This is a genomic window from Stenotrophomonas acidaminiphila (genome assembly GCF_001431595.1).
Taxonomy (GTDB): domain Bacteria; phylum Pseudomonadota; class Gammaproteobacteria; order Xanthomonadales; family Xanthomonadaceae; genus Stenotrophomonas; species Stenotrophomonas acidaminiphila.
The window spans coordinates 143,602-168,002 of sequence record NZ_LDJO01000026.1 but is presented as its reverse complement, the minus strand read 5'-3'; the positions used below and the strand labels follow the sequence as shown (position 1 = coordinate 168,002).

Here is a 24,401-nt window from a genome sequence, read left to right as displayed (position 1 = left end):
TATATGGCGCATCCACAAAAGAAGGTCACCTTGGAGCCGGTTCCGAAAAGGATTCCGATCGGTGAGCTGATCTTTGATCCTGAAAATCCGCGGTTCCCGCCGGAGATCAATCAGGGGGCGGAAGAAGTATTGATCGAGAGGTTCATCAGGGATGAGCGGCTGCTTGAGCTGATAGAATCAATCGGAAATCAGGGATATTTTGTCGGCGAGCCCCTTTTGGTCATTAAAGGTTTGGGTGGCTACGTTGTACTTGAGGGAAATCGGCGCCTTGCTGCGCTCAAAATGTTGAGCGGGGAAATCGAAGCGCCGTCGGGAAGGATATCGATCGAGAATGCTGTAAGAAACGCAACTGTTCAGACGAAAGATGTGCCGTGTCTTATCTTTCCTGATCGCACTGCAATTCTCAGATATCTTGGCTTCAGGCACATCACTGGCGTAAAGGCTTGGAGTGCGCTCCAGAAGGCCAGGTACATCAAGCGGCTCCGCGAAGAATACTATTCTCACCTGTCCTATGATGCCAGCCTGCGGGCCTTGGCCAAGGAGACCGGCAGTAAAGGTGCGTATATCGGGCAGGTGCTTGCGGCGCTATCCCTTTATGAAAAGGCTGAGGCTGAGAATTTCTTTAAGCTGAAAATACAGACGGATGATATCGATTTTTCCATTCTGACCACGGCGCTTAGCTACGCAAACATCGTCGATTTTATTGGTATAAATGGGCCTTCTGATGCATCTCAAAATAATGTTAAAAGAAAGAATCTGAAGTTACTTTTTGAGTGGACATTTGTTAAAGGGGAGTCCAGGAAAAGTATCGTTCGTGAATCGCGCAACCTGAAGAAGTTGGCTGCGATTGTTGCTTCACCCTCTGCGGTGAAGGATCTGAGCCGGCACGGTAACCTTGATCAAGCGTTCTCGCTTAGTAAAGGGCCAGCCGTCGCACTAACTGAAGCCCTTGGAGTGGTGACCAAGCGTCTGGCTAGCCTGTGGGAGATTGTGCCCCAAGTCTCTGGAGTAACTGCTCAGCACGTGGAGATGGCCGAGACGATTTCCAAGCAGGCGAAAATGATTCGCCTGCAACTCATGGTCGCTTTGCAGGATGCAATCGACGAGGAAGAAGATGCCTAAGGATCCTCGTGGCGTAAATGCTCCGCCTGCTGCGGCACAGGAGCCAGTGAACGCAAAGATCGTAGGAAAGAAGTTGGCCGCGAAGGGAGCGGCGAAGAAAGGGGCTGGCAATAAAAAGCCGAAGGAAATTCTGTTCAGGGGGCTGGATAAGCCGCCTACCTCGAGTGACTTCTATCTTTGGTGTGACTACATCGAAGTGCGATGCTTGGCAAGTCCTGATAGGCGTTTCTCCCGCGGTGATTTGTTGGAATGCACGACCGAACTCGGGGAAATGGAGATCCTCACAGAGGGAGTCGAGCATGAAGACGAGCTTGAAGAGTATGAGGGCGATGAGGCTGATGGCGTAGTCGCGGATAACGAGGGGCATGAAGCGGATGAGGAAGCACTGAGAGCGCTACCCGTGGACGACCGCCGTGAAGCACACGCAGCGGATCTTTTCTCACATTTTTCCGTGCGAAGCCAAGTATTCGGCACCGCGTATCCCTTCGTCATAAGCGACGATGGTCAAGAGATCTCGTTGGCTGATGACCGGACTTCTGCGCAGAACCTCTACTTGGAACTGTTGCTGTCCTCTTCGCTTAGACTGATCAGCCTTGGGCGTCGGGGCGAACTTACTGAGCATTTTGAAGAAATCTCGGCGAAGATTTTTAGAGGGCTAATGCCTCCTGGTTGGGAGGTCCATCGATTCGGTGCCAAAGGTAGTACTCGCTACAAAGGGCATCTTCATTTTAAATTGAAAGCCTTAGCGAAGGACTGGCGTGCTGAATTTAATCTCAGTAAAAAACAGTTCAAAAAAAGAAATTCGGGTGATGGGGGCTTGGACTTGGTCGCTTGGCACCCCATGGGAAATGACGGGCGGATAGGTATTCCGGCCGCGGCTGCTCAATGTGGATGTACCGCAGAGAAATGGTCGCTGAAGCAGTTGGAGGCGACCCCGGCCAATATGGGTTACATGCAGATGCAGCATCCTTGGGCTGCCTATTATTTTATGCCCCTTGATTTAGTGGCTGTGGCCGACGAAGGTTTTGATTGGCAGCGGCGTCCGGATATATCGTGCACAATTATAATAGACCGACTCAGGATAGTTCGCCTTTCAGATGAGTTCAAAGTGATGGATGACTACAAAAATCCGTCGCTCGCATTGAAGGAAGCGCCTGGCAGCTATCGGGCATAAGGGGTATCTCAGCTTTGCTTGGTTCTGGAGATGCGAGCGTCTACTCTTGGTCGGTAGGTGCTAGCTGACCCGTAGCAGCCTTGCAAAACTCGGCGCTAAAAGAGCGACGGATGACATAAGGCTGCTCGCGTCGTGGCTAATACACGTGCCATAGTGGCTCGATAGGAATGACCGCATTGTAGATAAGATGGATGATGCATCGGCAATCCCAGCGGCTGCGTTGGGCGTTCGCAATAGCGGCGAGCCACTTCGGTTCAAGGATGTCGAACTGTTGGGCGGCTTCGCTGCTGAACCGGCAAAGCTTGGTCAGCAGACCGTCGAGGTTTGGACACGGCTCGCCCTGACTTCGGACGAACCGCTCTTTCACCGGCTAGCTGACAGTCTGGACGGAGTCATCCGCCACATGGCCGAAAAGGCTGGCGTGGGCGTCAACCTGCGACGGGCCGACACGGTCCTCTTTGTCCTCAGGCCAGACGGTAGCGCCGAGCTGTGGGTGGACACGGCGGCGGTCGCGATGCGCTGCACCGTAAAGCGGGCCATTGAGGCGCGTACTGTAGTTTTCGAGAGCGACATTGCAGACGTGACGGGGATGAGCTTTCCTTGTGTTGAGATCGACGTTCAGGACAAGGTTCTCTGCCTCTTCCGGGAGGGCTGGAGCTTCGGACTCGCATTTGACTTCAACCCTGAAGGTAAGCTCGACCTTGAGGGCTTCCAGACCATGCTCGGGACGCTGCATCGGAGGCTGCGCTATCGGCATCTCTACCAGGTGGTGAGCAATCCGGCTGTCTTCGACGCACTGGTCGCGGCGGGATGGTTCCCGTTTGTCGAGATCATTACCTCCGAGTTTCGCGACCTCGCCCAGCAAGCAGAGGCCGGGTTTGACCTCGCCGAGATCGAACCGAAACTCATCGCAGCGTTCGATGCAGACCGCCTTGGTCATCTCCTTAAGCGCTGGGCGGCAAAACCGCATTTCGCGGCGAGGGAGGCACTACTCAGGGAGGCGGTCGAAGCCTTTACAGGCCAGAAGCCCATTTCGGTCATCAAGATCATCCTGACCGAGATTGAGGGCATCCTGAACGATGCCCACAAGGCCACACATGACGGTCAAGGTGCGAAGATTAGGGACTTGCTGGCGTTCGCACAGGCATCCGCCGAACAACGCACGGGCGGCCCGGACACGCTTTTCCTTCCCGCCGCGTTCGGGCGCTACCTCGCCGCCCATACGTTCGCGAATTTCGACCCCATGGCAGGGACTGGCATGGCGGGATCGCGTCATGCCGTCGGCCACGGAGCAGCGGCGCAGGACAGCTACACGATGACGCGAGCCCTGCAGGTGATCCTGACCCTCGATCAGCTCGCTTTCTACACATAGCTCCCCTCCGGCCATCCAGACGGAACAGCACGAGAAAACCGCGAGGCGCTGTTTGCGGGGGCATATAAGGCTGGTCATATTCGAGGCCGACCAGCGGTCATGGCGACCGATTGCAGTGGCCGATAGTGGTCATTCGGGCGGCAAGCATCGCGCCGTGTGCGGCCCTAATCGGCATTGGCCCCCTTCCACGACTTTCTAGTGGCCGTTTCGGTGGGCGTCATCGTTAACGGCAAGGCAGCCAACACCCGGTGGGTTAGGGCCATTCCGATAGGGGGATCCTTCAAGTGCGCCGGGCTCATCAGAGCAGCTTGGGCGACTACTACATTGCCGCGATTCAAAAATTTTTCAGATCCTTAATACCTATCTGAAGCGCGGGGCATCCTCGCTTCACGTTTGAGCGCTACGTCCCCAGCGCTTACGGCAAGGATCGAGCTATGCACGATGACACCAAGGAGACGATTATTCAGCTTGTAACGCTGGCCGCTGTAGTTGTTGTGAGCCTGCTGACCAGGCGCGACATGCGCATTCCCTAAGCCAGTGATCTGGCACCAGAAGGCCCGCCATTCCTGGCGGGCCTTCTGCTTTTGTGCCGTCAAAAAAAGGAGTTCCCATGCATCTAGTACAAACGATGGCCTATGCCGGCGAGAAGCCGTGGCACGGCCTTGGCAACAAGCTGGAGCCGCAACAACCCATCGAGGTGTGGAAGCGGCAGGCCGGCATGGACTGGGAGATCGAGAACTCCGAAGTCCGCTTCATCTCCGGCAACAACACCATTGGCTCCATCCACTCCTTCCCGGAGCAGAAGGTGCTGTACCGCTCCGACACCCGCGCACCACTGGCCGTGGTGTCCAAGCGCTTTCAGGTCGTCCAACCGGGCGAGATCCTGGAGTTCTACCGCGACCTCACCCAGTACAGCGGCTTCGAGCTGGAGACGGCCGGCGTACTCAAGGGCGGCAAGAAATTCTGGGCGATGGCCCGCACCGGGCAAAGCACCTCGCTCAAGGGCCGCGACAAGGTGGATGGCTACCTGCTGCTGGCGACCGCCTGCGACGGCACGCTCGCCACCACCGCGCAGTTCACCTCGGTGCGTGTGGTCTGCAACAACACCTTGCAGATCGCCCTGGGCCAGGGGAAAGGGGCCATCAAGGTGCCGCACCGCAGCCAGTTCGATCCGGACGCGGTGAAGCGCCAACTGGGCATCACCGTCTCGGCATGGGATGGCTTCGTGGCACGGATGAAGGCGCTATGCGACCGCCCGGTCGATCCGGATTCGGTGGAAGGCGTGCTGCGGCGGGTGCTCACCTACCAAGGGCCGGACAGCAAGGTCGATGTGGTCAACGAGCAGGCGCTGGGAAGCGTTCGAGCGCTGTACGAGGGCGGTGGCCGTGGCGCGTTGTTGGCATCCAGCCGAGGCACGGCATGGGGGCTGCTCAACAGCGTCACCGAGTACGTCGATCATCACCGGCGTGCCCGCAGCGACGACCACCGTCGTGATGCCGCCTGGTTCGGGCAAGGGGCGCAGATCAAGCAGCGCGCATGGGATGAAGTCATGCGCCTGGTGGCGTGAGGGCGTCGCTATGGCATTGGACATGTACCTGGAAGCCCGGTGCTCCGTCGCACCGGGCGATGCCACCTTGGCCCCCACTCGCAAAGCCATCAGCGATGCCATCGGATACGTCGCACCCATGGCCAAGCCCATCAATGATCCCGCCTCGCTGGAGGTATCGGCGGTGATGGTGCGTCTGGGCTATTGGCGTACGTTCTGGCCGTTGCACTACTGGTTCGTCAACAACCTGCAAGAAGGCAACGACGACAACCGCCCCGTCCGTGTCGGCAACAGCGCGCTCGAAGAACTGGAGGATGCGCTGGATCAGGTGGACGACGACCCGCTCAGCGTCACCGAGCACTTTGTCGTGGATGACGGCAGCACGTTGGCCGGCAGCGAACTGGCCTACACCCAGAAGGTCATTGCTGCCGCCCGCCAGTTGCAGCGTCGTGGCTGGGACATCTACTACCGCTCCAGTTCGTGACCCGTTGTTGAACCCACCCCCATGGCCCGGCCGATGCACTGCATCGGTCGGGCCTTTTTATGTCTGGAGAACACCATGAGCAAACATGCAGCCTTACGTCTGGTCGATACGCGCACGCTCGACCGCCACCAATGGCTGGAAGTGCGCAACGGTGGCATTGGCAGTTCGGATGCTGCCACGGCCGTGGGTCTGAACTCCTACAAGAGCCAACTGGAACTCTGGCAGGAGAAGACCGGCCGCAAGCCGGTCGAAGAAGCACCGCCCGGGCAAGACGATCCCCGCTATTGGGGCACCCTGCTGGAACCGCTGGTGGCGTCGGCCTATCAGGAGCAAACCGGCCATCGGGTGCGGCGGCTCAACGCTGTCCTGCAACACCCTTCCTTCCCTTACATGCTGGCGAACATCGACCGTGAGGTCGTCGGCTCGCCGGACGTGCAGATCCTGGAGTGCAAGACCGCGGGCGAGTTCGGTTCGCGTTTGTGGAAGGACGGAGTACCGGAGTACGTCCAGTTGCAGGTCCAGCACCAGTTGGCGGTGACGGGCAAGCCGGCGGCGGATGTGGCTGTCCTGTTGTGCGGGCAGGAGTTACGCATCCACCGTATCGAGCGGGACGAGGAGGTCATCAGTCGCTTGATCGTGCTGGAAGCGCGCTTCTGGGAGTACGTCGTCAACGACATCGAACCGCCTGCTGATGGTTCGGAATCCGCGGCCCGCGCCCTGCGCAGCCTGTACCCCGGCAAGGACACCGTGGTCGATTTCAGCCAGGACGAAGCGCTGGCGGCAACCTTCACCGAATTGGTGGCCGTCAATGCCGCGTTGGCCAGACAGGAACAGCACGCCGAGCTGCTCAAGCAGACCCTGCAACAGGCCATGGGCGATGCCTCGGTAGCTCGCTTTGGGAATCATGGCGAGGTGATCTATCGCCGCAGCAAGGATGGCACCGCACTGGATGCCAAACGGCTGGCCGCTGACCACCCGGCCATCGTTGCCGCCTACACCGTCACCCGGCCCGGCTCCCGCCGGTTCCGCATCAATACCGAGATCAAGGAGATCACGTCATGCTGAAAGGCTTGGCTATCACCCCGCCCGTGGTCGGGCGGATTTCCATTGGCCGTGTCATCGAACGCAACGGCAAGCGCCTGCCGGAGAAGGATGACCAGTTCACTCTGACCAGCCAAGTGCAGAACCGCGAGGGGTGGCTGTTGCATCCGCTGGACGAGAAGCTGCGCAAGACTTCCGACGGTCAGAAGCTGCGTTCGATCCCGGTGCGGCTGCTATTCAACGACCCAGCGCTGAACCTGCGGGCCGACTATTCCCTGTTCAACCGGGAGAACGGTCGGCCTGTGTGCGTGGGCAATGGCGAAACCTGCCGGCGCACCGGCATGGACGGCATGGAGAACCTGCCCTGTCCCGGGCCGGATGCTTGCGCCTTTGCCAAGGGCGACTGCAAGGCCTATGCACGCCTGAACGTGGTGGTCGGTGATGGGGAGGACGATGCCCTGGGCAGCTTCGTGCTGCGTACCACCTCCTACAACACTATCCGTACGTTGGCGGCCCGGCTCCACTACTTCAACGCCGTCTCCGGTGGCCGGCTGTCCTGCCTACCGCTGGAACTGAAGCTGCGGGGCAAGTCCACGACGATGAGCTACCGCTCGGCGATCTACTACGTCGATCTGGTGGTGCGGACAGGCCTGACGCTGGAGCATGCCGTGGCCGAAGCAGTTGAGCGGGATGCCGTCAGGAAGGCGGCGGGTATCGACCAGGCTGCATTGGATGAAGCTGCACGGCAAGGCTTCGCCAACGGGGCGTTTGAGGAACTGGAAGAGGACGTGCCGGCGGTCGTCGAGGAGTTCTATCCGCCAGCGGAAGGTGAGCAGGCATCGCAGCATAAAACCATCAACACCACCGACCTACGCGAAAAGCTCGAAGCCAAAGCAGTGCAACTGCCAGCACAAAGAAAGACGGCATGAGCGGCGTGCAGCCTCGGTCTCTGCTGAAGATCGTCAGCGGTACTGCCGTGTAGGGCTTTGTCATATGCGGGCTGGGCGCATACATGACTTGGTTCCACGGAATGGGAGAGCTTCGGCTCTCCTTTCTTTTTCAAGTGAACGTAGTGCGACGCAGTCTGTCGCAGCGGTGTGGATGATGGTCAGCAACGGAAAGCAGGGCCATGGATGGTTCTTTTCATCGACAAGTCACGCAAGGAGACGTGCGCATGTTCAAGATCATCGGCGGTGTGTTGGTGTACGGCTTCGCCCTATACGGGCTGAGCACGTTCCTGTCGAAGAACGATTGGGTCGAGGCAGACAACGACTAGCTCAATTGCGGGGAGCGGTGGCTCTCACAAGCAAGCGGCAACTCTTTTTTTTGCCGCAACGTCTTCCTCATCGGTGCCGTTTTCGCAGTTGCTCCGTCTGCTCCAGCATCTCGCTGGGGGAAGTCTTCAGGGGAGCAGCCAGCTTGAACAGAACCTTGATGCTGACCGAGTTCAAGCCACGCTCCAGCAGGGAAACGTAGTTCCGCTGGATGTCCGCATCCAAGGCAAGACGCTCTTGCGACAGGCCTGCCTGCTTGCGCAGCGCCCGCAAGACCTTGCCGAAGGCGACTTCTGGCTCCAACCCGGCTCTCCCAATTTACTGGGAGAACCGTAGGTCCGTGGGCTTGTTCAGTATTCACCATATACTGGTAATATTGAGGCCAAGAGGAGTGTTCCATGCCAGGGGGTAGGGAAGTGAGTTCCAGCCAAGGAGAGGGCGGCGACGAGCGCCGTGACGAGATCGCCGAGGACAAACGCCGTACCGCAACGGCACTGTCTACCAGCGAAACGGTCAGCCGTTATGGCAGTGGTAATGCCGAGTACATCAAGGGCTACACCGGCGTTGACAATGAAACCGGGCAGAAATTTGCCAAGGGCTTGAAAGGTATCGCCGAAGGCAAGGTTCATCCTGACTTTGCCGAGCAAAACCTCAAACAGCAGGCTGGCTATTCCGCCGAGGTTGCAACGACTAGCCGCGACAACGCCGAAGCGATCATTGCAAAGTCGGACGTGCGCGTTTCACGTAGCGACGATCTGCCGCACTACGGCAGGAACCACACGGTCATTGACAGAGTCAAGGTACTGAACGGCGAAATCATCGAAGGCACACAAAGCCAGATGAAGTTCGTTGGTAGCCGTGAAAACCTGTTCAACGACATCACCAAGCCTGACGGAAAGTTCGCCAGATATCGAGGCGTCAAGCTGGAACTGCCATCCGAGCAGTACGAAGGCGCGCGGGATTTCTGTCTGGAAAGAGCAGAAAAATTACGCCAGAACGCACTTCGTGCCGAGCAAAATGGCAAACCCGATGCTGCACAGCGGCTACGCGAGCAGGCGGAAAACTACGACCAACTTGCTGACCAGGTGGTTGATTCCGGTCTGACTACCGAGCAGGCGATTTTCTATCGCAACCACCCGAAACTTGCCACCGCCCGCGACATTGCCAAGACCGGCCACCGGGCCGGTATGGAGGGTGCAAAGTTCGGTGCCGTCATCGGTGGTTCGATTTCGATAATCACCAATGCCTTTGCCATTGCTCAGGAAGGGAAGCATTTTGGGGATGCCGCGAAAGACTTGGCACTGGATACCGTGAAAGCTGGCGGGATCGGTTATGCAACGGCTTTCACTGGCTCAGCCATCAAGGGCGCAATGCAACAATCCGGCAGCACTTATGCCCGTGCGCTGGCTCGCACCAATGCGCCTGCACTGGCGGTACAGGTTGTCCTGTCATTGGGCGTCAGCGTCAACCGCTATGTCCAGGGTGAAATTGACGAGGCGCAATTCCTTGGGGAGGTCGGCGAAAAGGGCGCGGGCATGTTGTCCGGTGCGATGTTCGCCGCGCTGGGGCAAATCGCAATCCCCATCCCGTTCGTTGGTGCTGCGGTCGGCAGCATGATTGGTTACACCCTTTCGTCGATGTTTTACCAGGCGGCGCTGGGTGCAGCACGTGATGTGGCCGCAGCAAAGGCCAATCTTGCTCGCGTGATTGAAATCGAAACCGCGGCCCGCGCCGAAATCGAGAAGCAGCGTGTTGCGCTGGATGACTTCATGCGCAAAGAGTTTTCTGAGCTGGAACGGGAAACGCGGGAGTTGTTTGCCAGCATCGCTCGACATGACGCGGGAGATGTTGACGCATTTACCGCGGACATCAATAGCTACGCGAATTTGCTGGGCGCGCAACTGCAATTCAAGAGCCAGATGGAGTTCGACCAATTCATGACCACCAATGAGTCGCTGCGGCTTTAATCTATTTTCCTTATTTAACTTGTCAAGGGATTTCCATGTATTTGCACCTTATTTCCGATAAAAATCAAGGGTTTTTCCTCAGGCTTGCCCGCCTTGTCAGTATCAGTGACAGCCCGTTGTTGTGGGATGGCAAGACTGAAGAAGAGTTGACCGGGGATACCAATCTGCAAGAAATTTCATTTAAAGAGGTCGAGCAGGAAGATCTATTGCTGGAAAGATTTGACCGCGAGTGCGGTGGATTTTTTTCCGGTGAACATGTCGATTGGCTGTTCATCTCTGAGCTCAAACCGCTTCCTCTGAGAAAGCAGAATGACCCGGAGGAGCGTATTAAGGCCTCATGCGCAAGATTGGAGGATATGCATGCACGTGAACAAGAAGATGGGGCCGAATTTTTACCGTCCGAATCGAAGGTCATGCTATACGAGCTATTTATGACCGCACTGGCTGATGGCGACATTTCCAGCGTGGAAGAGGCATTGCTGAGGAAGTTTGCCGATTTGTTCCAGGTCGAAGAATTTCTCTACGACGATCTGCTGGAGCGCGCTCGATGCATGAGTCGGGAATCTGCAAAGACTCTTTCCATCATTCTCGAATGAAAGGCATGACTCTCAACGACTGAGAGTTGTTTTGAATGTAACTGCTGCCAAATTCTTCGCCACCCAGGGGGCTTCATGTTTTTACACCTTCTTTCCGACGATTGCCAAGATCTGTTCCTCAAGATCGCTCACCTTGTCAGCATCAGCGACAACACCTTGCTGTGGGATGGCAAGACTGAGGCCGAACTGACTGGGGATACCAATCTGCAAAAAGTTGCAGTGAAAGAGGTTGAGCAGGAAAAGGCCGTCTTGGCCCAATTTGCTCGTGAATGCGGGAAAGATGCTGACGAGTGGATTGGAGGATTGTTTGTTGAGCGTATGTCCATAGCTGCCTTTGGTGAGGAGATGGACGAGGTCTGGGTTGCCTTCAAGAAGAAGCTCAAATCGATCCCTCTGGGAAAGCAGAATGACCCAGAGGAACGCATCGCGGTTTCATTTTCTGTACTGGAAAAACTGCATGCAACGGTAGAGGAAGATGAAATTGAATTTCTGCCAGCTGAGCCGAAAGTCATGCTGTATGAGCTGTTCTTGCTTGCGCTGGCTGATGGCGACATTTCCAGCGTGGAAGATGCATTGCTGAGGAAGTTTGCCGATTTGTTCCAAATCGAGGAGTTCCTTTACGACGATTTGCTGGAGCGCGCCCAGGGTATGAATCATGAAGCCGTCAAGGCTCTTTCCATCATTCTCGAATAAATAGGATAAATCTGATGATCCCAATTATTGTTGGCGCAATTATGGGTGGCAGTGCGCTTTATGGCCTTGTCAAGGGCGGCAAGGCAGTCGTTGACCATCGGGATGCCAGTTCCACCAACGACAATGCCCGGTCGTTGATTTCCCGCGCGACTCGGCTGGTGAATGAACAGCGCGAAGCTACGAACTCCGTGATTGAAGATTACGGTTCCCGCAAGTTGCGCTCGTTCAATGGGCCGGTTGCAGACTTCATCAATACGTTTGGTCGCTTGAAGAATGTCGAAGTTGCCAACTCGCCGGAGCTGGAAAAGTTGCAGGTTGGCGATTTCACCACGCAGACGCTGACCGAGTTGCAGAAGGAGTACCAGTTGTTGATGGACTCTGGCCTAGGGCTGGGCGCGGGCTTGGGAAGCGGTGCTGCACTGGCTTTCGGTGCGTACAGCGGCACCATGATGTTCGCGACTGCCAGTACGGGAACCGCCATTTCTGCGCTGAGCGGTGCTGCGGCAACCAATGCCACGTTGGCCTGGCTGGGGGGCGGCTCACTTGCGGCAGGTGGCGGCGGCATGGCCTTGGGCGGTGCGGTGCTGGGCGGCATCGTCGCTGGCCCGGCGCTGGCTATCTTCGGGCATATTGTCGGCAACAGCGCCGAGGCCGCACTTGCCAATGCCAACAGTAATCTGCAACAGGCAAGAACTCACTATGAGGAAGGCGAGCGGGCAGCGCTGCAATTGCAGAGCATCCAGGTCGTGACACGGCTGGCAAATGAAACCTTCAGCAAGGTGACCACGCAATTGCGCAGGTCGGTGCATAGCCTAGAGAAGGTCATCGTTGCCCACGGCGAGGATTTCAGTGCATTTTCTCAGGAAAGCCGTGAAGCCGTGTTTCGTTCGGTGAAGTACGCGCAGCTGGTCAAGGCAATGATTGATACGCCGATTCTGGACGAATCCGGCGCATTGGTGCTTTCCACCGAAAAGCGCATTCGCGATATCAGCGACACCGCCATCTGAGGGAAAACCTACGGCTCCGACATATGTCGGAGCCGTAGATATCAAAAGATGAGCGCCAACACTCTCGATACCCTTCAACGCCAGTGGGAGATGCTTCGGCTTCTCCCGCGTGCGCCGAGCAAGATCACTGTGGCGCAGATCAGGCAGCGGCTTGAGTTACAGAACTTGTCGGCCGACAGCCGTACACTCCAGCGCGACCTGCAAAATCTTTCGTCGCGTTTCCCTCTGACGGTGGACGGATCCAGCAAGCCCTATGGTTGGTCTTGGTCGAGGGATGCGAACATCGAGTTCACGCCACGCCTTTCCACTTCACAGGGTGTCGCTTTGCTACTGGCGCAGGAACATTTGCGCCAGTTCCTGCCCAAGATCTTGTTGAACGAGTTGGTGCCTTTCTTCGACTTTGCGAAGCAGGAGCTTGCCAACTCCGGCTGGGAAAACTGGCACAAGCGAACTGCTATCTTGCCCACAAGCTTGTCGCTGCTGCCGCCCAAGGTGTCAGCCGATGTGTTGGATGCCGTACATCTGGCATTGGCGAAGAAGACTTGCCTGCGTGGCACATACCACGCCAAGGGTGGCAAGGCTGCCAAGGAAATGAAGATTCATCCGCTGGGCTTGCTGGTGCGCGGTTCGGTGCAATACCTGATCTGCACCTTGCGCGACTACAAGGACATCAAGCATCTTGCCCTGCACCGACTGAGCACCGTAATCACGTTGGACGAACCTGCCGTGGCACCGGAAGGCTTCGACTTCGCCGGCTACGTCGCCACCACCGGCTCCAAGTACCACGCACAGGGCCAGATTCGGTTGGTAGCCCGCTTCGAGGCCGAAACCATCGAGCACCTGCGCGACACACCTGTCTCCATCGATCAGCAAATGAGCGAACCGGATCCTGAGGGCTGGGCGACGCTTACCGCCACTCTCGACAGCGATGAAACCCTGCGCTGGTGGCTGTTGGGCTTCGGCAGCAGGGTGGAGGTCATCGAGCCGGAAGATTTGCGACAGGAGTTGGCGACGGAACTTGCCGGTGCGGCTGGTCGCTACAGGCGGGCAGAGCAACCTGGGTAGCGGGTGACTCCGGATCTATGGACTGCGGAAGGTCATCGCCAAGTAATGTTGCGTGATCGAGAGAACATCTTCATGCAGTCGATAAACGTGGCCTTGCCATCACACAGCTCAATCATGTCTCGCTGCTCCATGCGTAGAAGCGCGGCGCGCAGGCGCCGGGGCGGGATGTTCAGCAACAGGCCGATGGGCTCGGTGGGAACCTGCCTGTAGTCGGTCGAAAAGCGATGCGTATTCAAGTGTTTGACTACGGCAGTCACATCGAACTCTTGCTGAGACAGGGGGGGAGGTGGGACGAACGCGATTTCATACTGGCCTGCGTGCCAGGAAACAAGGTTCCATGCACGTTGGAGACAGGAGGTCGAGACATAGTGGGTCTTGCTTTCCCAGACATGCAGTACAGCGGCCAGCCTCGCGGTCAGGTTGAGCATCTTTGAGACGAAGTCGGCAATATGTGCGAGCTGCCCGTACTTGAGATTGTTGGTGATGCGGCGCAGTTCTTCCCAGTAGCCCAGTGCGTCAGGTGCGAACTCGAGCGGGATAGGGGCGACGCCGCCGGATTCCTGATTGCCCAAGTGCAAATCGTAGAAATTGCTGAGCGCTTCGTGGAGATTTGAGATCGCCTGGTCATCGCGGGTGTACTGATTGCCCATGGGAGACGGTTGAGCGATGCAGATGAAGAAGCGCGCGAAGAGGCCGAGTTTGACGGCTTTGTGCGCGATGTACTCATCGTGCTTGTACCGTGGGCGGAATGGCTCGATCGCGACGGACTGTGTCATCAAGCCGAACGTGCCACGCGGGTGGCTTGCATAGAGGTGCTTCTTCTTCTCTCGCCGGAATTCCAGCGATTTTCCGTCGATCAGATCGACAAGATCGGGCACATGGCGCATCAGGCTGGAGTTCAGGACCTTGTCCCCTTCATCGGTAAGGAAGTCGATCGCTTCGTACTCGCCATCCAACTGACGCAGCATGCTTTCGAGGTCGAGATTGCTTGCGAGACGCGGGCGATGCTTGGGAGTGGCCATCACATTGCGATGCAGTTCGGCCAGCGTCGCCAGATGTTCCTTCGCGGGCTTCTGCTTGCGTAGGCAGCGTGCAATTTCGGCCTTCAGGATCTTGATGTGGAGTTGCTGTTCGGCTGCGCTGGCATTCGCTTCGGTCTGCGCGGCCTGATAGCGAGCGAAGCTGTTTTTAGTGTGTTCCTTGAGTGGCTGGATCAGGTGTTCATGAACTGGGCTCTTGCTCTCTCCTACATTGGCAATACACAACGTATTGACGCTGATTGGAATGGATGTCCAGTCTGGCGGCGACATCACGTAGAGGGGCGCTACTGCGGAGGACAGGATCGACAGCAAGTGGGTCCGAACCATGCAAGGGCAGGCCTCTGGGGCCTTGGCGCAGATTGCTCGGGCAGCCGCTGCCGCCACCGGCGGCAACATGTCAAAGTTGTGGTCAGGTGATCGGTAGGTCGTGAGCGAGGGAAGTGTTTTCATGCCCGCGCCCTCTCGATACGGCCCCTGATCGTGGCTATGAGTGAGTGGACGGATCCATCGAACGATGACGAGCTCTCTCCGTCACTGCTGGGTAGCCCTGGTCCGGCTTTTGCGAGCCGGCCGCGCGGCTTCTTGAACTCCGTTGGATGGTACTTCTCCGGCAGACCTATGGTGTTGATCGGGTTGGTCAACTCCTTGCCTCTGACGCCATCCGCGGGCGCTTTGTAGGCCGTGGTGAACTGCTTGGCTATTTTGTTAGCTGTACGCTGTGGCATGCGCTCGTCCTCATATCGGGACAGCCAGGAGGGCCGTCTTCAGTGGACAGCCTCGGCTAACGCAAAAATTTTTGATAAGGAGCGGATTTCAAGCAGTAGCTTGAAAAAAGTTCCGGAAATTTCAGCCGAGCCACGCCCGCCGGTGCGAGCGGATAGGCCAGGGAGCTGGCGCAGCGCCTCGGGCGGCCAGCGAGTAGGACGTACTTGAGGCGCGGTCGAGAGGAGCGCCGCACTGCGTGATCCACAGTGCACCACAAAGCGGCCCAACCCCAGCCAGCGCCATATGGCATACTGGGTGGCATACCAAGAAAGCCTGAAAAGAAAAAAGCCCCTGAGAATCAGGGGCTTATTTCACTTATCTGGCGGAGAGAGGGGGATTCGAACCCCCGAAGCGCGGTTTAGACGCTTACACACTTTCCAGGCGTGCTCCTTCAACCACTCGGACACCTCTCCGTGACCTGCCGCTACCCGAAGGCGCTGCAGGGGCGCAGATTCTATAGGGCCGGCGCTGCGGCCACAAGTCGAATGTGCGCGTCGATGCGTTGGGGCATCCGCGCGGTGGCCGGCCGCGCCGCCGCCTCTGCCCGGAGCCGCCCCGGCGGCGCGCGTCGCTGCCGGGGGCCGGGGGCTGGCCGCGCTCGATTGCCGGCACCGGCGCGCGTGGCCGCGCGGTCCTGGCCGGTCCGCGCAGGTGATGGATGGCGGCGCGTCGCAGGCCATGGTCCGGGGCATGGGCCGTCCATCCAGGAGCCGCCGCCGCCTCCCTGCCCGGGGCGGGCCGGCGGGGCAGGGGCATGGCACAATGTGGGTTCAGATGAAGACGGTTGCCTGATGTCCTATCTCGTCCTCGCCCGCAAGTGGCGCCCGAAGCGTTTCGCCGAGCTGGTGGGCCAGGAACACGTGGTCCGCGCGTTGAGCAATGCGCTGGACAGCGGCCGCGTCCACCATGCCTTCCTGTTCACCGGTACCCGCGGTGTCGGCAAGACCACGATCGCCCGCATCTTCGCCAAGTCGCTGAACTGCGAGCATGGCACCAGCGCCGACCCCTGCGGCCAGTGCCCGGCATGCCTGGACATCGACGCCGGTCGCTACATCGACCTGCTGGAGATCGACGCCGCCTCCAACACCGGTGTGGACGACGTGCGCGAGGTGATCGAGAACGCGCAGTACATGCCGTCGCGCGGCAAGTACAAGGTCTACCTGATCGACGAAGTGCACATGCTGTCCAAGGCGGCGTTCAACGCGCTGCTGAAGACGCTGGAGGAACCGCCGGAGCACGTGAAGTTCCTGCTGGCCACCACCGACCCGCAGAAGCTGCCGGTCACCGTGCTGTCGCGCTGCCTGCAGTTCAACCTCAAGCGGCTGGACGAGGAGCAGATCCGCGGGCAGATGACGCGCATCCTCGGCGCCGAGCAGATCGAGTTCGAGGACGGGGCGATCACGCAGCTGGCGCGCGGCGCCGATGGTTCGCTGCGCGATGGGCTGTCGCTGCTGGACCAGGCCATCGCCTATGCCGGCGGCGCGCTGCGCGACGACGTGGTGCGGGCCATGCTCGGCACCGTCGACCGTACCCAGGTGACGGCGATGCTCGACGCGCTGGCGTCGGGCGATGGCGCGCGCCTGCTGCAGGTCGTGGCCACCCTGGCCGATTTCTCGCCCGACTGGAGCGGCGTGCTCGACGCGCTGGCCGAGGCCCTGCACCGCATCCAGGTGCAGCAGCTGGTGCCGGGCGCGGCGGCGCCCGGCGACGGTGTCGACGCGATGGCGTTCGCCTCGCGCCTGCGCCCGGAAGTGGTGCAGCTGTGGTACCAGATGGCGCTGGGCGGCCGTCGCGACCTGCACCTGGCGCCCAGCCCGCGCGCCGGTTTCGAGATGACCGTGCTGCGCATGCTGGCGTTCCGCCCGGCGGGCGCGGTGCCGGCGGTGCCGGAAGGCGAAGGTCCGGGAACGGGCGCGGTGTCGTCGTCGGCTGGCGGTTCCACGCCTGCCGTGACCGCGGCTGCCGTCGCTGCACCGGCGGCGCAGCCGGTGGCGGCTGTGCCGGTAGCCGACCCCGTTTCCGCCCACGCGACACCGAAGCGCGAAGACGTCGTGCCGCTGGCGGCGCGCGCGCCGCAGGCCGATGCGCCGCCGCTTTCCCCGGCGCCGGCAGCAGAACCCGTGCAGGCGCGCGAGGACGACGACCTGCCGCCATGGATGGAGGAGACCGCTGCAGCGCAGGCGCACCACGAGGCGGCCGACGCCATGCCGCCGGCACCCCGCCAGGCGCCGCCATCGCCGTTCCGTGCCGAAGGCATCGCCATCGCCCCGCCGCCGCCAGCCACGACCACGGCCGGCGCCGCGCCGCGCGCGCTGGAGAACGCCGAACAGTGGCTGGACCTGGTTGCCGACAGCGGCCTGTCCGGGCCGTCGCGCGAGCTGGCCGCCAACGCCGCTTTCGTCGGTTACCGCAACGGCGTGCTGCGGCTGGCGCTGCTGCCGGGTTTCGAATACCTGCAGTCCGAGCGCTCGCTGGGTGCGCTGGCGCAGACCCTGGCGCAGGCGCTGGGCAGTGCGCCGAAGATCGTGATCGAGACCGGCAACGCCCAGGCCGAAACCCTGCACGAGCGCGCCGACCGCCAGCGCGGCGAGCGACAGAATGCGGCCGAAGCCGTTTTCATGGCCGACCCCCAGGTGCAGCACCTGCTTGCGCAGGGTGCCCGGGTCGTGCCCGATTCCATCCGTCCCTTTGAAGAGTAGGAAACCATGCGCGGCAACATCGCCCAACTGATGCAACAGGCCCAGAAGATGCAGGAGAACCTGCAGAAGGCCCAGGAAGAACTGGCCAAGCTGGAAGTCACCGGCAGTGCGGGTGGCGGCATGGTCAGCGTGACGCTCACCGGCACCAAGGAGTGCCGCAAGGTGCGCATCGATCCGTCGGTGCTGTCCGACCAGGAAATGGTCGAGGACCTGATCGCCGCGGCGTTCAATGACGCCTCCAACAAGATCGATGCCGAATCGCAGGCCCGCATGGGCTCGGCCACCGCCGGCATGAAGCTGCCGCCGGGCATGAAAATGCCGTTCTGATCGCGGTGCGCCGGCTCCGCCCGGCTGCCCGTAACCCCACGTCGCGAAGCCCATGGGCTTCGCGCGTTTGTTTCGACCATGAGCCCGATGCGATGAGCCTGCCGCTGCTGGAACAACTGATCGAGGCCTTCCGGGTGCTGCCCGGCGTCGGCCAGAAGAGTGCCCAGCGCATGGCCTACCACGTGCTCGAGCGCGCGCGCGACGGCGGCCTGCGGTTGTCGCAGGTGCTGGCCGATGCGATCGAGCGGATCGGACACTGTGCGCAGTGCCGCGATTTCAGCGAAACCGAGGTGTGCCCGCTGTGCGCCAGCGCCAGCCGCGAGCGGGAGATGCTGTGCGTGGTGGAGTCGCCGGCCGATCGCCTGGCCATCGAGCACGCCACCAGCTACCGCGGCCTGTACTACGTGCTGCAGGGCCGGCTGTCGCCGCTGGACGGCATCGGCCCGCGCGAACTCGGGCTGGACCAGCTGGAAGCACGGCTGGCCCAGGGCGAAGTGGTCGAGCTGATCATCGCCACCAATTCCACCGTCGAGGGCGAAGCCACGGCGCATTACCTGGCGCAGCTGGCGCGCCGCCACAAGGTGCGGCCGAGCCGGCTGGCGCAGGGCCTGCCGCTGGGTGGCGAGCTGGAATACGTGGACCGCGGCACGCTCTCGCACGCCTTCGGCAGCCGCAGCGAAATCAGCGAATAGGCCGCTGCGGGACGGTAAGCTGTAGGCCGTTCAACGCCAGTGAGCCGTCGCATGACCGATACCATTTTCGGCAAGATCATCCGCCGCGAAATCCCCGCCAGCATCGTCTACGAAGATGACGACGTGCTGGGCTTCAAGGACATCGCCCCGCAGGCGCCGGTGCATGTGCTGTTCATTCCCAAGCACGAGGTCATCCCCACCCTGGACGACCTGCAGCCGGCGCAGGCGCACCTGATCGGCAAGCTGGCGCTGGCCGCCGCCGCATACGCGCGCCGCGAGGGGTTCGCGCAGGATGGCTACCGCATCGTGATGAACTGCCGCGAGAACGCCGGGCAGACGGTGTTCCATATCCACCTGCACCTGCTGGCCGGCGCGCCGCTGGGGCATTTCGGCGCGCCATGAGCCGGCATTCGCGGAGCCCGGCGATGCGGGCCGGGTCCGGTCGCCTCCGCAACCGCATCGGCCTGTTGCTGCTGGCGCTGCCATCGGTGGCGTTCGCGCAGGCGCTGCCGGATGCATCGGCGGCGGGCGCGGTCTTCCAGCGCATGCAGCAGTTGTGCGTGGCCGATGACGGCAAGGCCTGGGGCGTGAGCCTGTGCGGGCCGGTGCTGCTGGTCGATCCGGCCAGCCGCCAGTTCGTTGCCAGCATGGACGGGACCGATACCGCACTGGAACGCGACGGCCCGGTGTTCCGCGGCCGCCTGCCCGACAGCATGCCGGTCGCCAATACCGCCGTGGGCTGGAACGGGCGCACCTGGACCATGTTGATGCTGCCGCTGCCGGAAGACCCGGTGGCCCGCTCGATCCTGCTCATGCACGAGGCCTGGCACCGCATCCAGGCGGGGATCGGGCTGGCGGCGGCCCATGCCGACCAGGACCAGCTGGAGACCGAGCAGGGACGCACCGCGTTGCGGTTGGAGCTGCGTGCCCTGGCGGCGGCGATGGAGGCAACCAGCGCGGAGCAGCGGCGACAGGCCAGCGCCGACGCGATGACCTTCCGTGCCTGGCGGCAGGCGCGGTACCCGGAGGCGGCTGCCGCCGAGGATGCGATGGAGCGCCATGAAGGCATCGCCGAGTACACCGGCCGCATCCTCGCGCAGGACGACGCGCTGGAAAGCCGGCTCGCCGCGCACCTGCGCCGCGGCGACGCGGTGACGGCCTATGCCCGCTCCTTCGCCTACTACACCGGGCCGGCCTACGGTGTCCTGCTGGATCGCGCCGCACCGGGCTGGCGCAGCGGCTGGAACCGGAAGGACGGCCTGCCGCAGCTGCTTGCCGCCGTGCTGGGCGTGCAGGCCGAAGCCGGCGATGCCGCCTTCCAGCGCGCGGGCGCACGTCATGGTCTGGCCGAGGTGGAGGCCGGGGAGGACGCCCGCGCCCGGCACCAGGCCGGCGTGGTGGCTGCCCTGCGCACGCGGCTGGTCGACGGCCCGGTGCTGGTCGTGCCGGTCAACGGTGCCAGTTTCAGTTTCGATCCGAACCGGGTGACGCCGTTGCCGCCGCAGGGTTCGGTGTACGGCGTGATCCGTGCCGCTGCCGCCTGGGGCGTGCTGGAGGTACGCGGCGATGGGCTGTTGTCCACCGACTGGAAACGGCTGTCGGTGGCCCACACCGGGGCGCGGCAGACGACCGCAGGCTGGGAGGGCGATGGCTGGGTCCTGAACCTGGCGCCGGGCTGGATGCTGCAGCCCGGTGCCCGCCAGGGCGACTGGACGCTCCGCAGGCAGGAGTGAGTCCTGCGGCCGCAACGGAAAACGCCGCCCGAAGGCGGCGTTTTCGGTGTGCTGCGGACGCCGGGCTTACCACCAGCCGCCGCGCCAACCCCAGCCCCAGCCGGGGCCCCAGGCCGGTCCCCACGGACCGTACGGGTAGGCCGGCACCACTTCGACTTCGCGCTGCACCGGCCACAGGTACACCACGTCGGCGGCGATCTTCGGCAGTGGGTAGTCGTATTCGCCGATCTTGGTGGTCTGGTAGCCGTCGATGCGGCCGATGAAGGTCACGTCGCGGCCGGGCTCGAACACCGCCGGGTCGTAGAAGCCGGCGCGGCAGGCGAGGAAGCGGCCGTCGCTGGCGTCGGCGGAGGTGGTGCTCGGGCGGCCATTGCCGTTGAGCGGGCGCGCGATCATCTGGAAGCAGGTCTCGCCCTGGCCGGGAATGGTCTCGATGATGCGGCCCCCCCAGCGTACCGGCGTGCCGGTCTGCTTCTGCGCGATGCTGTCACGCGGGGACACCGTGCTGAACTGTCCCTGCAGCGGCTTGGGGGCGGTGGCACAGGCGGCCAGCGTCAGGCTGGCGGCGAGGGCAAGGAGGATGCGGGTCTTCATGTTCGTGCTCCGGTGGGTACTCCGGGTTGAGGACGGTGCCTGTGCAGGTCACGCAATAATGAAGCGAGGTCCGACGAGGCGCCAGCGTAGCGCGCATCGCTGAAACGCTGGCTGAGCAGTACCAGTCCGCTGCCGGGCCGGAGGGCCTCCACGCGCGCGGCCCAGTCGCCGGCGGTTTCGTGCGCCTGCCGGCCGAGGCCTAGGCGGGCGTAGCGACGGTCGAGCCGGCGCCAGGCGCGCAGCAGCGGATCACGCTCGCGCTCGCCGCGCGCCAGCAGCCAGGCCATGGCGATGACGGCAACGAGTGCGAAGGCGGCGAGCAGCCCGACCAGTTGCGCCGGTTCCAGGCGCTCGATGCCGAACGGACTGAGCAGCCGCTGCTGGCGGCGTGCATCGAAGGACAGGACCAGGCCGTTCCAGTTGCGGCGCAACCAGTCGCCGGCCTGCGCGAGCTGCAGCCAGCGCGCGCCCATGTCCAGCCCGCCGCCGGCGCTGTCGCCCCGCGCCAGGCGGTCTTCGAGGGTGTCGCGGATCCGTTCCGGTGCGACCGCCGCGGTCGGGTCGACGCGGGTCCAGCCGCGTTGCGGCAGCCACACCTCGGCCCAGGCGTGGGCGTCCATCCGCCGTACCAGCCAATAGTCGCCGTAGCGGTTGCGGGTGCCGCCGGCGTAGCCGGTGACGACCCGTGCGGGGATGCCGGCGCCGCGCATCAGCACCACGAAGGCGGAGCTGAAGTGCTCGCAGAAACCGGCCTTCCAGTCGAACAGGAACTCGTCGGCGCCGTGCCGGCCCGGCAGCGGCGTGCTCAGGGTGTAGCTGAAGTCGCGGCTGATCCATTGCATCGCGCGGCGGACGATGGCCGCGTCGTCATCGCCGGCGTCCCGGCGCCACTGCCGGGCCAGTGCCAGCGTGCGCGGATTGAAGCCGCGCGGTAGTTGCAGTGTGGCTTCGCGCAGGTCCGGCGGCAGCGCCGGCTGGAAGCGCGCCGGTGGCGCGGAACGGAGCCGCCAGCGGGTGAGCGTGGCCAGCGGGCGCGCGCTGACCAGCGTGTAGTCGGCATCCAGCTCGGTTTGGTCCGGTGCGGCCAGCGGCAGGTCCAGCGCCACCAGTTCGCGCCGCTCGGTGGCCTCGTACTCGATCTGGTAGTCCCACTGCACCGGGCCGGCGGTCATCGCGGGCGGCGGGCGGCGGCGCTGGCTTTCCAGACGCGTCCAGGTGCGCCCGTCGAAGCGGGTGAGCACCGGGCCGCGCCAGTAGCGCTGTTCGGGCGGCGGCGCGGCACCGGCGAACTGCGCGCGCAGTGCGGGGCTGTCGTCGGCCATCAGGTCCAGCCACTGCCCCGGCGCCATCGTGTCCGACAGCCCGGGCTTGCCGATCGCGCGCTCGGGGATGCCCCACAGCGGTGTCGGCAATCGCGGCAGCAGCCAGAAGGCGGACAGCGCCAGCGGCAGCGCGACCAGCAGCAGCCGGCCGATGGTGCGCAGCTGCAGCGCGGCCGTTTGTGGTGCGGCGCCGGTCTCGGCGTCGGCCAGGTGCTGCAGGCCGAGCAGGGCGCAGATGACCGCGGCCAGCGACAACAGCAGGGTGCCGGGCCCCTGGTCGAGCAGGAAGGCGGCGAACGGCGCGAACAGCGCGAAGCCGAGCAGGCTGCGCGCATCACGCAGGCTGCGCAGCTCGCTGGACTTGATCGCCAGCATTGCCGCCAGCAATGCGCAGCCGGTATCGCGCCCTGGCGACGCGCCCATCTGCCAGTAGATCGCGAGCAGCATGGTCGCGACCAGCAGCAGGCGCAGCGGCAGCGGTACCGAGCGCCGCCAGGCCAGCAGCGCCACCAGCAGCGCGGTGGCGGCGAAGACCGCGGCCAGCATGCCGGGTAGCTGCAGCAGCAGCGGCAACAAGGCCAGCGCGGTCGTCAGCAGCGCCCAGTTGCGCGCGGTCGGATTCAATGGCGGAAGACGGGCGCGGTCGCTCATGGCGCACATCCCTGTGCGCCACCCTTCGGGCGGCTTCGCCGTGAAAAGCGGCTGTCCTGCCGTTTTTTCATGGCGCATGTCCTTGTGCGCCACCCTTCGGGCAGCTTCGCCGTGAAAAGCGGCTGTCCTGCCGTTTTTTCATGGCGCATGTCCTTGTACGCCACCCTTCGGGCGGCTTCGTCGTGAAAGACGGCTGTCCTGTCGTTTTTTCATGGTGCATGTCCCCGTGCGCCAACCCGTGGGTGGCCTTGCCGCGAGAAACGGCTGTCCGGTCGTATTTTCATGGTGCGGGCATCAGCGCCAGCGCCCGCAGGCAGTGGTGGCGGTGGGTGTCGCCGCTGGCCGGCCCCAGCGGCGGCTGGCCCGGCAACAGCAGGCGGTAGCGGCGGCCTTCGCGCTCGGCGTCGTCCACCCAGCGCGCCAGGCGGGCGATGCGGCGTTCGTAGGGCAGCGGCCCCAGCGCATGCCAGTCCAGCAGCAGCTCGGTGCCGGCCGGACGCTCGTACTCGCGTACCAGCAGCGTGTCGCGGCGGGCGGAGTGTTTCCAGGCGATGCTGCGGCGGGCATCGCCCTGGCGATACGGGCGCAACTGCTGCAGCTCGTCGCCGAGCGGGTGCTGGCGGGTGCGGGTCGAGGCGCTGCCGGTGTCCGGCAGCGGCACGGCAGGGTGTTCCGGAGCGGGGTAGACCAGCACCGGCGGTGCAGGCCAGACCCAGCTCCAGGCGCGCACCAGTCCCAGCGGCTGGGTCGTGGCTACCTGGATCCGCTGCAGTTCCAGCCAGCCACGACGGGTGGTGGGCAGGCACAGGTCGACTTCCGTGCGGTCGCTGCCGGCAAGGTCCGCGAAGGCGAAGGCGGCGCCACTGGATACCCGCAGTCCGCGGCGCGGGCGGCGGTCGTCGCGGGCCAGCGCCAGGCGCAGCCGCAGCGGCTGCCCGGCCGCCACCGGCTCGGCCGACACCGCGTCCACGCGCAGCCCGGCCAGTTGCAGGTGCGCCTGCAGTGCGCTGGCCAGCGCCGTGGCCGCGAGCAGCAGGGCCAGCAGCAATGCCGGATTGTTGTTGTAGTTCAGCGCGCCCAGCAGCATCACCGCCAGCAGCGCGGCCAGGAACAGGCCGAAGCCGGTGGGCAGCACATAGATGCGGTGGCGGTCGAGCGTGACCGGCAGCGGCTCGGGCCGGCGCGGGCGCGCGAGCCGCTGCAGCACCTGCAGGCGGGCATGCAGCCAGGCACGCAT

General features: G+C 62.6%; 22 protein-coding genes and 1 tRNA gene. 17 read left to right on the top strand and 6 right to left on the bottom strand.

Going from position 1 to position 24,401, the window contains the following annotated elements; all coding sequences use genetic code 11:
• Positions 1-3 precede the first annotated feature (3 nt).
• From ABB33_RS18580 to ABB33_RS09020, 7 genes are all read left to right on the top strand, one after another.
• Positions 4-1,122: a ParB N-terminal domain-containing protein gene (locus ABB33_RS18580; protein ID WP_152985024.1), complete on the top strand. Its 1,119-nt coding sequence runs from the start codon at positions 4-6 to the stop codon at positions 1,120-1,122.
• 46 nt (positions 1,123-1,168) lie between these two features.
• Positions 1,169-2,296, top strand: a complete 1,128-nt coding sequence (locus ABB33_RS18575) for a hypothetical protein (RefSeq protein ID WP_152985023.1) — start codon at positions 1,169-1,171, stop codon at positions 2,294-2,296.
• Positions 2,297-2,483: 187 nt separating this feature from the next.
• The gene (locus tag ABB33_RS19045; RefSeq protein ID WP_225546684.1) at positions 2,484-3,668 is read left to right on the top strand and encodes a hypothetical protein; all 1,185 of its coding nucleotides are present in this window, start codon (positions 2,484-2,486) and stop codon (positions 3,666-3,668) included.
• A gap of 610 nt (positions 3,669-4,278) precedes the next feature.
• Positions 4,279-5,235 (top strand): DUF932 domain-containing protein, encoded by a 957-nt coding sequence (locus ABB33_RS09035; RefSeq protein WP_056931897.1) that lies wholly within the window; start codon positions 4,279-4,281, stop codon positions 5,233-5,235.
• Between the two features lie 118 nt (positions 5,236-5,353).
• Positions 5,354-5,698, top strand: coding sequence for a hypothetical protein (locus ABB33_RS09030; RefSeq protein ID WP_225546685.1), 345 nt, complete (start codon positions 5,354-5,356; stop codon positions 5,696-5,698).
• A 75-nt stretch (positions 5,699-5,773) separates the two neighbouring features.
• Positions 5,774-6,763: a YqaJ viral recombinase family nuclease gene (locus ABB33_RS09025; protein WP_056931896.1), complete on the top strand. Its 990-nt coding sequence runs from the start codon at positions 5,774-5,776 to the stop codon at positions 6,761-6,763.
• Positions 6,757-7,668, top strand: a complete 912-nt coding sequence (locus tag ABB33_RS09020; RefSeq protein WP_056931895.1) for a recombination directionality factor — start codon at positions 6,757-6,759, stop codon at positions 7,666-7,668. The genes ABB33_RS09025 and ABB33_RS09020 overlap by 7 nt, the downstream gene beginning before the upstream one ends.
• A gap of 414 nt (positions 7,669-8,082) precedes the next feature.
• Here the strand turns inward: ABB33_RS09020 and ABB33_RS09015 are convergent, their stop codons facing one another.
• The gene (locus tag ABB33_RS09015) at positions 8,083-8,316 is read right to left on the bottom strand and encodes a helix-turn-helix domain-containing protein (RefSeq protein ID WP_056931894.1); all 234 of its coding nucleotides are present in this window, start codon (positions 8,314-8,316) and stop codon (positions 8,083-8,085) included.
• A gap of 113 nt (positions 8,317-8,429) precedes the next feature.
• Here ABB33_RS09015 and ABB33_RS09010 point away from each other — a divergent pair, with 113 nt between their 5' ends.
• The 5 genes from ABB33_RS09010 to ABB33_RS08990 all read left to right on the top strand — a co-directional run bounded on the left by ABB33_RS09010 (position 8,430) and on the right by ABB33_RS08990 (position 13,341).
• Positions 8,430-9,980, top strand: coding sequence for a hypothetical protein (locus ABB33_RS09010; protein WP_211260878.1), 1,551 nt, complete (start codon positions 8,430-8,432; stop codon positions 9,978-9,980).
• 35 nt (positions 9,981-10,015) lie between these two features.
• Positions 10,016-10,576, top strand: coding sequence for a hypothetical protein (locus ABB33_RS09005; RefSeq protein ID WP_056931892.1), 561 nt, complete (start codon positions 10,016-10,018; stop codon positions 10,574-10,576).
• Between the two features lie 75 nt (positions 10,577-10,651).
• Positions 10,652-11,269, top strand: coding sequence for a hypothetical protein (locus ABB33_RS09000; RefSeq protein WP_056931891.1), 618 nt, complete (start codon positions 10,652-10,654; stop codon positions 11,267-11,269).
• 14 nt (positions 11,270-11,283) lie between these two features.
• Complete coding sequence (locus tag ABB33_RS08995) at positions 11,284-12,276, top strand: hypothetical protein (protein WP_211260877.1); 993 nt, start codon at positions 11,284-11,286, stop codon at positions 12,274-12,276.
• A 48-nt stretch (positions 12,277-12,324) separates the two neighbouring features.
• A complete protein-coding gene (locus ABB33_RS08990) occupies positions 12,325-13,341 on the top strand; it encodes a helix-turn-helix transcriptional regulator (protein WP_056931889.1) in 1,017 nt (338 codons plus the stop codon).
• Positions 13,342-13,373: 32 nt separating this feature from the next.
• On the opposite strand, the gene ABB33_RS08985 is transcribed toward ABB33_RS08990, so the two are convergent.
• The gene (locus tag ABB33_RS08985; protein WP_056931888.1) at positions 13,374-14,831 is read right to left on the bottom strand and encodes a YfjI family protein; all 1,458 of its coding nucleotides are present in this window, start codon (positions 14,829-14,831) and stop codon (positions 13,374-13,376) included.
• A gap of 635 nt (positions 14,832-15,466) precedes the next feature.
• Positions 15,467-15,559 (bottom strand) — tRNA-Ser (locus tag ABB33_RS08980).
• A gap of 378 nt (positions 15,560-15,937) precedes the next feature.
• On the opposite strand from ABB33_RS08980, the gene dnaX reads away from it, so the two are divergent.
• From dnaX to ABB33_RS08955, 5 genes are all read left to right on the top strand, one after another.
• Complete coding sequence (dnaX, locus tag ABB33_RS08975) at positions 15,938-17,845, top strand: DNA polymerase III subunit gamma/tau (RefSeq protein WP_054663631.1); 1,908 nt, start codon at positions 15,938-15,940, stop codon at positions 17,843-17,845.
• Positions 17,846-17,851: 6 nt separating this feature from the next.
• Positions 17,852-18,172, top strand: coding sequence for a YbaB/EbfC family nucleoid-associated protein (locus ABB33_RS08970; RefSeq protein ID WP_054663634.1), 321 nt, complete (start codon positions 17,852-17,854; stop codon positions 18,170-18,172).
• Between the two features lie 92 nt (positions 18,173-18,264).
• Entirely contained in the window at positions 18,265-18,864 is a 600-nt protein-coding gene (gene recR, locus ABB33_RS08965) for a recombination mediator RecR (RefSeq protein ID WP_056931887.1), read from the top strand.
• Between the two features lie 51 nt (positions 18,865-18,915).
• On the top strand, positions 18,916-19,266 hold the full coding sequence (locus ABB33_RS08960) for a histidine triad nucleotide-binding protein (RefSeq protein ID WP_056931886.1): 351 nt from the start codon (positions 18,916-18,918) through the stop codon (positions 19,264-19,266).
• A gap of 23 nt (positions 19,267-19,289) precedes the next feature.
• The gene (locus ABB33_RS08955) at positions 19,290-20,597 is read left to right on the top strand and encodes a hypothetical protein (protein ID WP_054663643.1); all 1,308 of its coding nucleotides are present in this window, start codon (positions 19,290-19,292) and stop codon (positions 20,595-20,597) included.
• A 66-nt stretch (positions 20,598-20,663) separates the two neighbouring features.
• On the opposite strand, the gene ABB33_RS08950 is transcribed toward ABB33_RS08955, so the two are convergent.
• From ABB33_RS08950 to ABB33_RS08940, 3 genes are all read right to left on the bottom strand, one after another.
• Positions 20,664-21,191 carry a Slp family lipoprotein gene (locus ABB33_RS08950; protein ID WP_056931885.1) on the bottom strand — a complete coding sequence of 176 codons (528 nt, stop codon included), beginning with the start codon at positions 21,189-21,191 and terminating at the stop codon, positions 20,664-20,666.
• Positions 21,188-23,164 carry a transglutaminase TgpA family protein gene (locus ABB33_RS08945; RefSeq protein WP_056932015.1) on the bottom strand — a complete coding sequence of 659 codons (1,977 nt, stop codon included), beginning with the start codon at positions 23,162-23,164 and terminating at the stop codon, positions 21,188-21,190. The genes ABB33_RS08950 and ABB33_RS08945 overlap by 4 nt, the downstream gene beginning before the upstream one ends.
• Positions 23,165-23,444: 280 nt before the next feature.
• Positions 23,445-24,401, bottom strand: a complete 957-nt coding sequence (locus ABB33_RS08940; protein ID WP_054663649.1) for a DUF58 domain-containing protein — start codon at positions 24,399-24,401, stop codon at positions 23,445-23,447.